The following is a 13,475-nucleotide window of genomic DNA, read 5'->3' on the forward strand; positions in this document are numbered from 1 at the left end:
GCGGTCCGGCTCAGAGATGGGCGCCGAGGCTGGCGAGCGACACCTGCGCCCCGGCGTGGGCGGCGAGCAGGCGATCGACCGCCGCCGCATCGGGGCGGCGCAGGCATTCGAGGAGGTCCGAGGCCACCAGCGCGCGCAGGATGCGTTGCCGCTCGGCGCTGGGTAAGTCCCGCGCCTGCAGGTGGGCGCGCAGGCGGGCGAGGACGTCGAGCGCGCGCTCGTACTCGGGACCGAGCAGGCGGTCGATCTCGTCGCGGACCCGCCCGGCCAGGGCGGGGCTGCCGCCGCCCGTGGAGACCGCCACCGCGAGCTCGCCCCGACGCAGCACCGCCGGAACGATGAAGCGGCACCATTGCGGCCGGTCCACCACGTTCAGCAGCACGCCCGCCGCCTCGGCTGCCCGCGCCAGCTCGGCGTGCAGCGCCTCGTCGTCGGTGGCCGCGTAGGCGAGCCGGGCGCCGTCCAGGTCGCCGTCCTGGTACGTCCGGTGGAAGTGGCCGATCTCACCCCGCGCCAGCCGCTCGGCCAGACCGGGGGTCAGGGAGGGCGCCACCACCGTCACCCGCGCCCCCGCGGCCAGCAGGGACTCGACCTTGCGCTCCGCCACCTCCCCGCCGCCGATGACCACGCAACGCTCCCCCGCCATCTGCAGGAAGACCGGATAGTAGGCCATTGCCGGACCGTAGCACAGGAGGCCGACGCGGCGCACCGAAGCCGCCGCCCGGGACCGCGGGCGTCTCGCCCGCACCGCAGCGCGCAACGTGCGAGCGCCGCCGCCCTTCCGCTCGTCCCCGAGCCGCTGTGCTGCGTATGCGTCGCACGCACGAGCAACCGATGATCACCAAGCGCGATCTGCGCATTGCGTGCCGGCTCAGCAGCAGCGCGGCGGGCGCCGTCGCCATCGCCAAGCCGGGTCGCCGCGCGAGACGCACCCACGCCGCAGGCGCCCGCAGCGGGACTCGCGCGCACGCGCTATGCCGCGCTGCCTGCCCTGGATCGCACCGATCGCCTCGGGGTGGCCCGTCTCGCCAGCGCGGCCACCTGGACGAGCGCCCGCAGCCCCTCGTTCACGGCCCGCGCGTTGCCGAAGTAGGGCCACAGCTCGGGGTCGACCACCACCGCATGCGCCTGGCGCGGGAAACGGGCGGCATAGCGTCCGCGGCTCGCCCTGCTCCAATCGTAGCGTTCGAGTGAATCCTCCGCCGGTCGCTTGCGGCGGCTAGCCGATGCCTTCTTCATATCTTCTCCTCTGCGCCGCGGACGCCTTCCGGGCGCTGATCAGGCGGATTCGCTCACCTCTCTCGGCGTGGACCACGAACAAGACGCGTTGTCGGGACGAGCAGCCGATGATCACGAAGCGGCTGGGAACGAAGCGATCCGGCGCATCGATCGCATTGGGGTCGGAGAACACGGTCAGCGCCTCCGGAAAGGACACCCCGTGCTTGACCAGATTCGCGCGCGCCTTGGCGTCGTCCCATTCGAAATCGCCATAGACCGCCCGCCCCATGCGCCCACACGCTATACCAGCGGCCCGCCGAGGCGAGAAACCGACATCGCGGCGGCCGAGCCGCGGCGGCGAGCCCATGCAGCCGACGGCGCCGCACGCCGGCAACCGATCAGCGGCCGCCGATCACGACCGGCGCCCGGCCGCTGCCGAGCCGCAGCACGGTCCAGCCACCGGCCAGCGCCCGTTCGACCATGCGCGTCTCGCGCGCCAGGGAAAAACCGGCGGTCAGCGCGTAGCCGAAGCGCGGGATGCGCGCCGGGCGCAGGTCGAGGGCCCGTTGCGCCAGCAGGCGCTGCGGCCCGAGCAGCTCGACGTAGCGGCCCCGGCCGGAGCTGTGCTGGCGCAGCTCGCGCTGCAGCTCCAGCAGCTTGGACTCGGCGTCGATCTCGAAGGCCAGGGCGTTGAGCGTGTTGCGCTTGCTGCGCCGGCAGGCGCGGTAGTGCCGCCACAGGTCGGCGAAGGAGACGTCCATGGCAAGTGTGGCGGGCGCCGCCGGGGCGGCGCCCGCCACGGGGCCGATCACGATCCGCTACGCACGGCGCCAACGTAGTTGTTGTTGGTGCGGTTGTTCGCGTTCACGTTCCCATCGTTGAAGTTCGCGATCCACGCGTTGTCCGGATTGGGCGCGTAGGTAGTAGCAGACCAGTAGTTGTTGGACTGCGTCGCCCTCGCCGCTTGTGCCCGCCGCCGATGACCACGCAACGCTCCCCCGCCATCTGCAGGAAGACCGGGTAGTAGGCCATTGCCGGACCGTAGCACAGGAGCCCGATGCGGCGCACCGAAGCCGCCGCCCGGGACCGCGGGCGTCTCGCCCGCAGCGCAGCGCGCAACGTGCGAGCGCCGCCGCCCTCGTTCCGGTTGCCTACCGAGGAACCTCCCGTCGCTTCGAGCTGGGTCGTCCCGACACGATCCGCGTGGAGGGCGCCGCTGGTCGGAGACTCCGACGGCGCTGCGCTGCGGGCGAGACGCCCGCGGTCCCGGATGGGTGCAGGGAGGTGGCGCAGGCCGACGCGGCTCGAAGTACAGGCAGAGATCGTAGGCGGCCTTGTAGATGGGAAGGTGCTCGCTCTGCGCCATCGGCCCGGTGTGGGGGGCTCCCGCCCCACACCCCCCCGTATCAAATGGTCCAATGATCGATCACGAGCCGCTACGCACAGCGCGAACGTAGTAGCTGCTGGTGCGGCCGCCCAAGTCCACGTACCCATGGCCGAAGGACGGCAGCCACACGTAGAGCGGATCGGGCGCGGAGGTAGTAGCAGACCAATGGTGGCTGGACCGCGTGCACGAGCACGCCGCGTTCGTGATGTCGGCGCACGCAACGCCGCAGCTCCCGCCGTCGAAGGCCACGTCGACCACCGGCGGCGTGGTGTCGGCATAGTCGAGAATGCCCTGCAGCTCCTGCAGCCTCGGCACGCGCCAGTCGTTGTGGCCGGCGAAGTTGGCGCTGTTGAGATCGGCGGCCCAGGTCCAGATAGTGGTCGACTGGTTGCAGGTGCCGTCGCCGCCGGTGCACTCGTCGCAGCCGGTGGTGCCGCCCTCGGCGTTGGCGGCGCACAGCGTCGCCGCCGCCGCCGCCGGCTGGCAGAACTTGCTGGTGTTGACCGTGCAGGTGCCCGACCACGGGTAGTAGTTGTCGGCGTCGTGCGGGTTGGCGAAGTCCGGGTTGTAGTCGAGCTTGACCTTCTTCTCCCACTGCAGGCCGCTCTGGTTGTCGGTGACCGTCCCGTCGGCGTTGTCGGCGAAGCGGGCGTTCCAACAGCCGCTGGTGTCGAAGACGCAGCCGCTGCCGCAGCGCAACACGCCCCCGACGTAGCCCTCGGTGGCGCAGGTGGCGCCGTTGAGGGTCCCCAGATCGCACTGCTCGCCGCCGTCGATGGCGCCGTTGCCGCACAGCTCGGCGGCCACCAGGTCGGTCTCGCAGGTGTCGAGGTCGGTGGTGCAGGTGGTCAGCTCGTCGTTGCACTGCTGCACCGGCGGCGGCAGGCCGCCGCCGGCCAGCGCCGTCGCCAGCGCGTCGGTGTACTCGCCGATGAACGCCTGGATCGCCGCCTGGTCGCCGTTCGACGGGCACATGCCGCCGCCCGCCGCCTCGGTCTTGCCCCACTTGCCGGCGAATCCGGCGTCGCACTTCGAGAAGTCCGGCGCCCCGCCGCTCTGCGCCGCCTTGGCCTCCGCCTTCAGGCGGCAGAAGTCGTACTTGCCGGCCAGCTTCAGCTTGCCGGCCTGGCACTTCTCGGCCGGCGTCACCGCGCCAGCGCCGCCGGCGAGCGCCAGGCTCGCCAGGACAAACCCGTACCGCAGCAGATGTTCCATCGCGTTCCCCCTCCAGGCAGTGTCAGTGATCGCCGACCCGATGCCTCTCATCGGGCGCTCATCTTTCTCTCATCCAGCGTCGCGGGGAAGGCAACCTAGGGAAAACCCTGATCACCGCGAGAGCCGGCCGGGGATGCTCGAGCGTCGGTCGCGAGCCCGGGCGCTGCCGGGCGGTCGATCACGACGGTCACCTGGAGGACCGCGCCGGGGACGAGACGGTCGGCCAGGGCGCCGCGCCGCGTGGCCGCGCCGCACTCCGGGCGCGGTCGAACGGCAACCGCCGGCGGCGCCCGGCGGACCTGGAGACCCGCGCTGCGGCCCCGCCCCGCCCGCTGTCCCCCGCCGGCGGGCGAAAGGTTTGCCAACCCCCACCTGGCCTGGTACTGCTGCTCTTTAATTTTTGCCCCACCCCCTCATCAAAAGGAGAGCCTTCGTGAAAGCACAACTGCAGCGGATCGGGTTCCTCGCCGTGGCCGTGGCCGGCATGGCCTACGCGACGGCGGCCCTGGCGGACGACGCCACCAACCAGAAGATCATCGACTACTACCGGCGCAAGTCGAACCTGCCGCCGGAAGTGGCCGTGACGGTGACCAACGTCACCGACGCCAAGATCCCCGGCGCCAAGCAGGCGACGTTGAACCTGTCGCGCGGCGGCCAGACGCAGACCGAGGAGATCCTCATGTCCGCCGACGGCCGCTACGTGGTCTTCGCCGAGGTCGAGGACATCACCTCCGATCCGTTCAAGGCGATCGCGTCGAAGATCAAGACCGACAACTCGCCGGTCCGCGGCCCGAAGGACGCGAAGGTCACGATCGTCGAGTTCTCCGACTTCCAGTGCCCGTACTGCGCCCGCGCCCATCAGACGATGAGCGAGCAGGTGATGAAGGAGTACGACGGCAAGGTGAAGCTGGTGTACAAGAACTTCCCGCTCGGCTTCCACAAGTGGGCCGAGCCGGCCGCCATCGCCGGCGCCTGCGCCTACCAGCAGGATCCCGCCGCCTTCTGGACGTTCTACGACTACATGTTCAACAACCAGCAGCAGATCACGCCCGAGAACGTGAAGGAGAAGTCGCAGGAGGCGCTGAAGGGCACGAAGGTCGACATGGCGAAGTGGAACGACTGCTTCGACAACAAGAAGACCCTCGAGAAGGTCAAGGCGGACATGGCCGAGGGCGGCGCCGTGGGCGTCACCGGCACGCCGGCCTTCATCATCAACGGCCGCAAGATCAGCGGCGCCCAGCCGTTCCAGAACTTCAAGGCCGTCATCGACGACGAGCTGGCGCGCTCCGGCAAGAGCTGAGCGCTGCGCGGCATGCCACACCGCACGACGGGCCGGGAGGAGCAGTCCTCCCGGCCCGTCCCTTTTTGGGCGGCCGGCGTCGGCGCTCGGCAGGCAGCGGCCGGTCGGCGCGCCGCGTGGCCGACGGCTGGCGCTTCGTAAGCTCGCCGCCGCATGGTCTCGCCGCGGCGTCGCCCCGTCGAGGTGGTCGAGTCCGGCGCCGCCGGCGCCCGCCTCGCCGCCGCCGAGGCGTTCCTCGACCGCGTCGCCGCCGATGGCGAGGTGGTGATCGTCGGCGCCTCGCGCGACGCGGCCGACGAGCTGGCGCGGCGCGTCGCGCGCCGCCGCCGGGCCGCCGTCGGCCTGCACCGCTTCACCCTGACGCAACTGGCCGCCCGCCTGGCGGCGCCGGCGACCAGCGCCGCCGGCCGCGCCCCCTGCACGGCGCTGGCGGCGCACGCGGTGACGGCGCGGGCCGCCTTCGACGCGCTCGCCGCCGGCCGCCTGCCCTACTTCGCGCCCGTCGCCGAGACGCCCGGGTTCACCCGCACCCTCGCCGACACGATCGGCGAACTGCGCGCCGCCGGCCTCGACGCCGCCGCGCTGGCCGCCGCGCCGGCGCCCGTCGACCAGCTCGCCGCCGTCCTCGCCGCCTACCAGGCGCAGCTCGCGACCGCCGGGCTCGCCGATCGCGCGGCGCTCCTCGCCGCCGCCGGCGCCGCCGTCGGCGGCGCGCCCGCCGATCCGCTGATCGGCCTGCCGCTGCTGCTGCTCGACGTGCCGTTCGACAGCCGCGCCGAGCGCGCCTTCGCGGAGCGCCTGGTGGCCGCCGCGCCGCGGGCGCTGATCACCCTCCCGGCGGGCGACGACTCGCCCTGGCGCGCGGCGGCCGCGGCCGACGAGCCGGCGCCCGCCACCAGCCTCGCCCGCCTGCAGCGCTACCTGTTCGCCGACAGCGAGCCGCCCCCCGCCGAGCCGGACGATTCGCTGCAGCTCTTCTCCGCTCCCGGCGAGGGCCGCGAGGCGGTCGAGATCGCCCGCCGGGTGCTCGCCGAGGCGCGGGCCGGCACGCCGTTCGACCAGATGGCCGTGTTCCTGCGCGCCCCCGAGACCTACGCGGCGCTGCTCGAGACGGCGCTGCGCCGCGCCGGCGTGCCGGCGTGGTTCGCCCGCGGCACGCGCCGCCCCAACCCCGCCGGTCGCGCCTTCCTCGCCCTCCTCGCCTGCGCCGGCGAGCGGCTCTCGGCCCGGCGCTTCGCCGAATACCTCTCGCTCGGCCAGGTGCCGCGCGACGCCCCCGCCGCGGCGTGGGTGCCGCCACGGGACGAGGCGCTCGCGGTCGGCCCGACGCCAGCCGAGGCGGCGGCCGGCGAGGACGGCGCGCCGGAGGGCGCCGTGCTGGCGTCGCCGTGGAAGTGGAAGGCGCTGCTGGTCGAGGCGGCGGTGATCGGCGGCGCCGATCGCTGGGCGCGCCGCCTCGCCGGCCTCGACGCCGAGCTGGCGCTGCGCCAGGCCGCGCTCCAGGCCGAGGAGCCCGACGCCCCGGGGATCGCCGGCCTCGAACGCGCCCGCGCGCAGCTCGACGAGCTGCGCCGCTTCGCGCTGCCGCTGATCGAACAGCTCGCCGCGCTGCCCACTCGCGCCCCCTGGGCGGACTGGCTGCGCGCCCTCGACGCCCTGGCGCTGCGCGCCCTGCGCGCGCCGACCGGCGTGCGCGCCGTGTTCGCCGAGCTGGCGCCGATGGCCGCCGTCGGCCCGGTCGGCCTCGACGAGGTGCGCGACGTCCTGGCGGCGCGCCTGACCAGCCTCAGCGACGATCCCCCCGCCGACCGCTACGGCCGCCTGCTGGTCACCACGCTGGACGACGCGCGCGGCCGCGCCGCCGACGTCGTCTTCCTCCCCGGCGTCGCCGAGCGTCTCTTCCCGCAGCGGCCGCGCGAGGACCCGCTGCTGCTCGACGCCGCGCGCCGCGCCCTCTCGCCCGACCTGCGAACCCAGGAGGATCGCCTCGGTCGCGAACGCCTGCGCCTGCGCCTGGCGGTCGGCGCCGCCACCCGGCGCGTCGTCCTCTCCTATCCGCGCGCCGACGTCATCCAGGGCCGGCCGCGCGTCATCTCGTTCTACGGTCTCGACGTCGCCCGCGCGACGCGCGGCGTCCTCCCCGACGTCGAGGCCTACGAGCGCGACGCGGCCGCCGCCGGCGGCGCGCGCCTGGCCTGGCCGGCGCCGGCGCGGCCGGCGGACGCGATCGACGCCGCCGAGCACGACCTCGCGACCATCGCCGAGCTGCTGCGCACCCCCGGCGCGACGCGGCCGAAGGGCGCGGTGCAGTATCTGCTCGACCTCAACCCGCACCTCGGGCGCTCGCTGCGCAGCCGCTGGGCCCGCTGGGAGCAGCACGCCTGGTCGCCGCTCGACGGCCTGACGGCGCCCGGCGCCGCGGCGCGCGACGCCCTGGCGGCGCACCGGCTGGCGGCGCGGCCGTACTCGCCGTCGGCGCTGCAGCACTATGCCGCCTGCCCGTACCGCTTCTTCCTCGCCGCCGTGCAACGCCTCGCGCCCCGCCTCGACGCGGCGCCGCTGGAGCAGCTCGATCCGCTCACCCGCGGCCGCCTCATCCACCGCGTCCAGGCCGAGACGCTGCGCGCCCTCGCCGCCGCCGGCATCGCGCTCGGCGGCGCCACCGTCGCCGCCGCCGAGCGGCAGCTCGCCGACACCCTGGCGCGCGTCGCCGCCGAGGAGGAGGAACGCCTGGCGCCGCCGATCCCGCGCATCTGGAGCGACGAGATCGCCGCCCTGCGCGCCGATCTGATCACCTGGCTGCGCCAGCTCGCCGAGCGCGGCGACGCCTGGCAGCCGCTGCACGTCGAGTACGGCTTCGGCCTGCCCCCGGATCCCGGACGCGATCCGGCCAGCAGCCGCGCCCCGGCGCGGGTCGGCGACGGCTGGCAGCTCCGCGGCTCGGTCGACCTCATCGAGCGCCACCGCGACGGCAGCGTCCGCGTCATCGACCACAAGACCGGCGCCGACCCGGGCAAGCCGGTGCTGATCGTCGGCGGCGGCGAGGTGCTGCAGCCGGTCCTCTACGCCCTCGCCGTCGAGGCCGCGCTCGGCGTGCCGGTGCGCGACGCCCGCCTGTCGTACTGCACCAGCCGCGGCGGCTTCAGCGAGCGCGTCGTGCCGTTCGATCCGCGCAGCCGCACCGCCGGGCTCGACGTCCTGGCGCTGATCGACCGCGCCGTCGCCGCCGGCCGCTTCCACCCCGCGCCGCGCGCCGGCGCCTGCGCCCGCTGCGACTTCCGCCCGGTCTGCGGCCCGTACGAGGAGGAGCGGGTCGGCCGCAAGGATCCGCTGCCGGAGCTCGCCAGCCTGCGAGGACGCCCGTGAGCGCCGACACGTGGCCGCGCAGCGACAGCGGGTGGCGCCGATGACCGGCGCGCCGCCGCTCGCCGACGCCGAGGCGCGCGCGGCGATCGCCCGCGACCTCGACGCGACGCTGATCGTCGAGGCCGCCGCCGGAACCGGCAAGACGACGGAGCTGGTGCGGCGCATCGTCGCCGTGCTCGCCGCCGGCCGCGGCGCCATCGACGGCCTGGTGGCGGTGACGTTCACCGAGAAGGCCGCCGGCGAGCTCAAGCTGCGGCTGCGCGCCGGGCTCGAAACGGCGCGCCACGCGGCGCCCGCCGGCAGCCGCGAGCGCCGCCACCTGGAACAGGCGCTGGCGCGTCTCGAGGAAGCGCGCGTCGGCACCATCCACGGTCTCTGCGCCGACCTGCTGCGCGAGCGGCCGATCGAAGCCGGCGTCGATCCGCTCTTCACCGTCCTCCCCGAGGGCGACGCCGAGCGCCTGTTCCGCGCCATTTTCGCGCCCTGGCTGCAGGAGCAGATGCACGCGCCGCCGGAGGGCCTGCGCCGCTCGCTGCGCCGGCGCGCCGCCGGCGCGGGCGGCGCCAGCGAACGGCTGTCGCGCGCCGCCTGGCAGTTGATCGCCTGGCGCCACTTCGACGCCGACTGGCAACGCCCCGATTTTTCCCACGCCGCCGCCGTCGACGCCGCCTTCGCGCAGCTCGTGGCGTTCGCCGACCTCAGCGAGCGCTGCGCCAGCCCGCGCAGCGATCCGCTGTTCCGCGACACCGCCCCGGCGCGCCGCCTGCGCGACGCCGCGGCGCGCGCCGAGGCGGTGCGGCCGCGCGACGCCGACGGCCTCGAGGCGGCGCTGGTGGACCTCGCCACCGACTCCGCCTACCGCGACTTCCGCCGCCCGCGCCGCGGCCACGGCGACTTCTACGCCAAGGGCATCACGCGCGCCGCCGTGCGCGACGCGCACGGCGAGCTGCTGGCGGCGCTGGAGGCGTTCCAGCGCGATGCCGACGCCGATCTCGCCGCCGCCATCCGCGGCGAGCTGCGCGGCGCCGTGGCGCGCTACGAGCAGGCGAAGGCGCGCGCCGGCGCGCTCGACTTCCTCGACCTCCTGCTGCGCGCCCGCGCCCTGCTGCGCGACGCGCCGGCGGTGCGCGCCGACTTCCAACGCCGCTGCACGCACCTGTTCGTCGACGAGTTCCAGGACACCGATCCCCTGCAGGCCGAGATCCTGCTGCTGCTCGCCGCCGACGACCCGACGGTGGACGACTGGCGCCGGGCGCGGCCGGTGCCGGGCAAGCTCTTCCTGGTCGGCGATCCGAAGCAGTCGATCTACCGCTTTCGCGGCGCCGACGTCGGCATCTACCTGGCGGTCAAGGAGCGGTTGCTCGCCGCCGGCGCGCGCTGCGTCGCGCTGACCACCAGCTTCCGCGCCGTGCCGTCGCTGCAGACCTTCGTCAACGCCGCCTTCGCGCCGCGCCTGCGGGCGGACGCGGCCGCGCTGCAGGCGGACTACGTGCCGCTGCGCCCGGCGCGCGATGAACACCCGGCGCAGCCGAGCCTGGTCGCGCTCCCCGTGCCGCGCCCGTACGGCCGCGGCCGCACGCCCGCCATCGCCAAGAACGCGATCGAACGATCGCTTCCCGATGCCACCGCGGCGTTTCTCGAATGGCTGTTCACCGCCAGCGGGTGGACGGTGACCGAGCGGCAGAGCGGCACGACCCGCGTCCCGATCGCCCCGCGCCACGTCTGTCTGCTCTTCCGCCGCTTCCACACCTTCTGGGCCGGCGACGTGACGCGCGGCTACGTCCGCGCCCTCGAGGCGCGCGCCATCCCGCACCTCCTGGTGGGAGGCAAGTCGTTCCACGACCGGGAAGAGGTGGAGACGCTGCGCACCGCGCTGGCGGCGATCGAGTGGCCGGACGACGAGCTCGCGGTCTACGCGGCGCTGCGCGGTTCGCTGTTCGCGATCAGCGATGAAGCGCTGTTCCTCTACCGGCAGGGACAGCACACGCTGCACCCGTTTCGCGTCCCCGCCGACCTGGCGGGCGAGATGGCGCCGATCGCCGAGGCGCTGACGCTGCTCGGCGAGCTGCACCGCGGCCGCAACCGGCGGCCGGTCGCCGACACCATCGCCCGCCTGCTCGACGCGACGCGCGCGCACGCCGGATTCGTCCTGCGCCCGTCCGGCGAGCAGGCGCTCGCCAACGTCCTGCACATCGCCGAGCTGGCGCGCACCTACGAGATCGATGGCGGAATCTCCTTCCGCGGCTTCGTCGAGCGCCTGCGGGAGGAGGCGGATCGCGCGCAGACGGCGGAAGCGCCGATCCTCGAGGAGGGCAGCGACGGCGTCCGCCTGATGACCGTGCATCGCGCCAAAGGGCTCGAGTTCCCGGTCGTCCTGCTGGCCGACATCACCTGCAAGCTGAGCGGACGGGCCGATCGCCACACCGACCCGGCGCGCGACCTGTGCGTGCTGAGCCTCGGCGGCTGGACGCCGGCCGAGCTCCTCCGGCACGACGCGATGGAGTCGGCGCGCGACGCGGCGGAGGCGATGCGCGTCGCCTACGTCGCGGCGACGCGGGCGCGCGACCTGCTGGTGGTCCCGGCCGTCGGCGACGCGCCCTTCGAGGCCGGCTGGGTGAGCGTCCTGAACGACGCGCTCTACCCCGACGACCGCCGCGCCGCCGAGCCGGCTCCCGGCTGTCCGGCGTTCGGGAACGACACGGTCCTCGAACGACCGCCCGAGCTCGACCCCGAACCCGACCCGGTGCGGCCGGGCCGGCACCGGCGCGAGGGCTACGACGTCGCCTGGTGGGACCCCGCCATCCTCACCCTGCAGGTCGCCGCCCGCTTCGGCATCCGTCAGGGGAAATTGCTGGACAAGGACGCGCCGGCGGAGGTCAGGGCCGCCGGCCGGCAGCGCTTCGCCGCCTGGCAGGCGGCGCGCGACGAGGCGACGGCGCGCGGCGCCGCGCCCTCCTGCGTGGTGCGCACCGCCACGGCGCGCGCCGCCGAGACGCTGGCGAGCCCGCCACCGGCGGTCGAGATCGCCGACGTGCCGCGCGCCGCCGGCCGCCCGTCGGGGCCGCGGTTCGGCGCCCTGGTGCACGCCGTGCTCGCCCTGGCGCCGCTCGACGCGACCGCCGACGCGATCGAACCCGTCGCCGCGGTGCAGGCGCGCATCCTCGCCGCCCCCGCCGAGGAGCAGGCGGCCGCGGTGGCGGCGGCGATCGCCGCGCTCGCCCATCCGCTGCTGCGCGCGGCGGCGGTGGCGCCGGTGCTGCGGCGCGAGACGCCGCTCAGCCTGGTCGACGACGACGGCACGCTGGTCGAGGGCGTCGTCGACCTGGCCTTTCGCGACGACGACGGCTGGACGGTCGTCGACTACAAGACCGACCAGGAGCTCGCCGCCCACGTCGACCTCTACCGTCGCCAGGTCGGCCTCTACGCCCGCGCGCTCGCCATCGCCACCGGCGCGCCGGCGCGCGCCGTCCTGCTGCGCGTCTGAGACGCGACGCCGGCGCGCGCCGCCGTTCGCCGGCGCTCACCCGGTCGGCGCCGGCAGGTGCGCCGCCGTCCAGGCGTCGATCACGGCGCCGAGGGTCGGCGAGCCGGCATCGCCCAGCTCGTAGCGCGCCCGCACGACCGGCGGGCGATCGAGCGCCAGCAACGCCGCGAGGTCGATCGGCGTCGCCGCGACGACGAGGTCGCAGGCGGCGGCGCGGATGCTGGCGCGCAGGGCGTCGAGCTGCGCCGCGCCGTAGCCGACCGCCGGCAGCACGCGGCCGATGTGGGGGTAGCGCGCGAACACCTCGCGCAGCGCCGGCGCCGCCGTCGGCCGCGGATCGACGATCGCCGCCGCGCCGGCGGCGGTGGCGGCGACGAAGCCGGCGCCGTAGGCCATGCCGCCGTGGGTCAGCGTCGGCCCGTCCTCGACCACCAGCACGCGCCGCCCGCGCACCAGCTCCGGGGCGTCGAGGCGCACCGGCGAGGCGGCGCGGACGATCGGCGCCGCGGCGTTGACGGCGCGCGCCTCGGCCTCGGCGCGCGCGACGTCGGCGGGAAGGGCGGCGTCGACCTTGGTGATCACCACCACGTCCGCCATGCGCAGCACCGCCTCTCCGGGATGGTAGGCGGCGGCCTGCCCCGGGCGCAGGGCGTCGACCAGCACCAGGTGCAGGTCGGGGCGCAGGAACGGGAAGTCGTTGTTGCCGCCGTCCCAGATCAGCACCTCCGCCTCGGCGGCGGCGCGGGCGACGATGGCGCGGGTGTCGATGCCGGCGTAGACCACGTTGCCGGCGGCGAGGTGCGGCTCGTATTCCTCGCGCTCCTCCACCGTGCACGCCGCCGCGTCGAGATCGGCCCGGCTGGCGAAGCGCTGCAGCGCCTGGCGCGCCAGGTCGCCGTACGGCATGGGGTGGCGCAGCACGGCGACGCGCCGGCCGGCGGCGCGCAGCCGCCGGCCCAGCCAGCGCGCCACCTGCGACTTGCCGCAGCCGGTGCGCACGGCCGAGACGGCGATCACCGGGCGCGGCGCTTCCACCATGGTGCGGGCGGGGCCGAGGAGGAGGAAGTCGGCGCCGACGGCGAGCGCCCGCGACGCGAGGTGCATGACGTGCGCGTGGGTGACGTCGCTGTAGGCGAAGACCACCTGATCGACCCGCCGCGTCCGGCACAGCGTTTCCAGCTCCGCCTCGTCCTCGATCGCGATCCCCTGCGGATAGCGCCGGCCCGTCAGCGCCGCCGGCAGCCGGCGGCCGGCGATGCCGGGGATCTGCGCCGCGGTGAAGCCGACCACCTCGACCGCCGGATCGTCGCGCAACGCCACCAGGAAGTTGTGGAAGTCGCGCCCGGCCGCGCCGAGGATCAGGACGCGCCGCGGTTCGCCCACCCCCCTCGCCTCCTCGCTCGGCCCCCGACGCTCACGCGCCCTCACCCGAGCGGCCGGGCCGAGGCTCCGTGTTCATCGGCGCCCATCCGTGTCCATCGGTGCCCATCCGTGTTCATCGGTGT

Annotated in this window: 9 protein-coding genes; 3 read left to right on the forward strand and 6 right to left on the reverse strand. The window is 75.1% G+C overall.

Features of this window, described 5'->3' with window-relative positions:
* Positions 1-10 precede the first annotated feature (10 nt).
* The 5 genes from KF840_10245 to KF840_10265 form a co-directional block, all read right to left on the reverse strand.
* Positions 11-673 (reverse strand): bifunctional precorrin-2 dehydrogenase/sirohydrochlorin ferrochelatase, encoded by a 663-nt coding sequence (locus KF840_10245; GenBank protein ID MBX3025279.1) that lies wholly within the window; start codon positions 671-673, stop codon positions 11-13.
* Between the two features lie 299 nt (positions 674-972).
* Positions 973-1,239, reverse strand: a complete 267-nt coding sequence (locus KF840_10250; GenBank protein ID MBX3025280.1) for a hypothetical protein — start codon at positions 1,237-1,239, stop codon at positions 973-975.
* Complete coding sequence (locus tag KF840_10255) at positions 1,220-1,507, reverse strand: BrnT family toxin (protein MBX3025281.1); 288 nt, start codon at positions 1,505-1,507, stop codon at positions 1,220-1,222. Before KF840_10255 ends, KF840_10250 begins: the two co-directional genes overlap by 20 nt.
* 109 nt (positions 1,508-1,616) lie before the next feature.
* Positions 1,617-1,979 carry a hypothetical protein gene (locus KF840_10260; GenBank protein MBX3025282.1) on the reverse strand — a complete coding sequence of 121 codons (363 nt, stop codon included), beginning with the start codon at positions 1,977-1,979 and terminating at the stop codon, positions 1,617-1,619.
* A 665-nt stretch (positions 1,980-2,644) separates the two neighbouring features.
* Positions 2,645-3,820, reverse strand: coding sequence for a DUF1566 domain-containing protein (locus KF840_10265; GenBank protein ID MBX3025283.1), 1,176 nt, complete (start codon positions 3,818-3,820; stop codon positions 2,645-2,647).
* 433 nt (positions 3,821-4,253) lie between these two features.
* Here KF840_10265 and KF840_10270 point away from each other — a divergent pair, with 433 nt between their 5' ends.
* From KF840_10270 to KF840_10280, 3 genes are all read left to right on the forward strand, one after another.
* The gene (locus KF840_10270; protein MBX3025284.1) at positions 4,254-5,120 is read left to right on the forward strand and encodes a DsbA family protein; all 867 of its coding nucleotides are present in this window, start codon (positions 4,254-4,256) and stop codon (positions 5,118-5,120) included.
* A 153-nt stretch (positions 5,121-5,273) separates the two neighbouring features.
* Positions 5,274-8,486 carry a PD-(D/E)XK nuclease family protein gene (locus KF840_10275; GenBank protein MBX3025285.1) on the forward strand — a complete coding sequence of 1,071 codons (3,213 nt, stop codon included), beginning with the start codon at positions 5,274-5,276 and terminating at the stop codon, positions 8,484-8,486.
* A gap of 40 nt (positions 8,487-8,526) precedes the next feature.
* Positions 8,527-11,970, forward strand: a complete 3,444-nt coding sequence (locus tag KF840_10280) for a UvrD-helicase domain-containing protein (GenBank protein MBX3025286.1) — start codon at positions 8,527-8,529, stop codon at positions 11,968-11,970.
* A 36-nt stretch (positions 11,971-12,006) separates the two neighbouring features.
* Here KF840_10280 and KF840_10285 read toward each other — a convergent pair whose 3' ends face one another.
* A complete protein-coding gene (locus tag KF840_10285) occupies positions 12,007-13,353 on the reverse strand; it encodes a GTPase (GenBank protein ID MBX3025287.1) in 1,347 nt (448 codons plus the stop codon).
* Between the last annotated feature and the right edge of the window lie 122 nt (positions 13,354-13,475).

Source organism: bacterium, from assembly GCA_019637795.1.
Classification (GTDB): Bacteria; Desulfobacterota; Binatia; order HRBIN30; family CADEER01; genus JAHBUY01.

What these genes read in the sequence shown, in the direction of transcription:
- KF840_10265 (MBX3025283.1), bottom strand. Translation starts at nt 3,820, where the DNA reads ATGGAACATCTGCTGCGGTACGGGTTTGTCCTGGCGAGCCTGGCGCTC.
- KF840_10250 (MBX3025280.1), bottom strand. Translation starts at nt 1,239, where the DNA reads ATGAAGAAGGCATCGGCTAGCCGCCGCAAGCGACCGGCGGAGGATTCA.
- KF840_10245 (MBX3025279.1), bottom strand. Translation starts at nt 673, where the DNA reads ATGGCCTACTATCCGGTCTTCCTGCAGATGGCGGGGGAGCGTTGCGTG.
- KF840_10275 (MBX3025285.1), top strand. Translation starts at nt 5,274, where the DNA reads ATGGTCTCGCCGCGGCGTCGCCCCGTCGAGGTGGTCGAGTCCGGCGCC.
- KF840_10255 (MBX3025281.1), bottom strand. Translation starts at nt 1,507, where the DNA reads ATGGGGCGGGCGGTCTATGGCGATTTCGAATGGGACGACGCCAAGGCG.
- KF840_10260 (MBX3025282.1), bottom strand. Translation starts at nt 1,979, where the DNA reads ATGGACGTCTCCTTCGCCGACCTGTGGCGGCACTACCGCGCCTGCCGG.
- KF840_10280 (MBX3025286.1), top strand. Translation starts at nt 8,527, where the DNA reads ATGACCGGCGCGCCGCCGCTCGCCGACGCCGAGGCGCGCGCGGCGATC.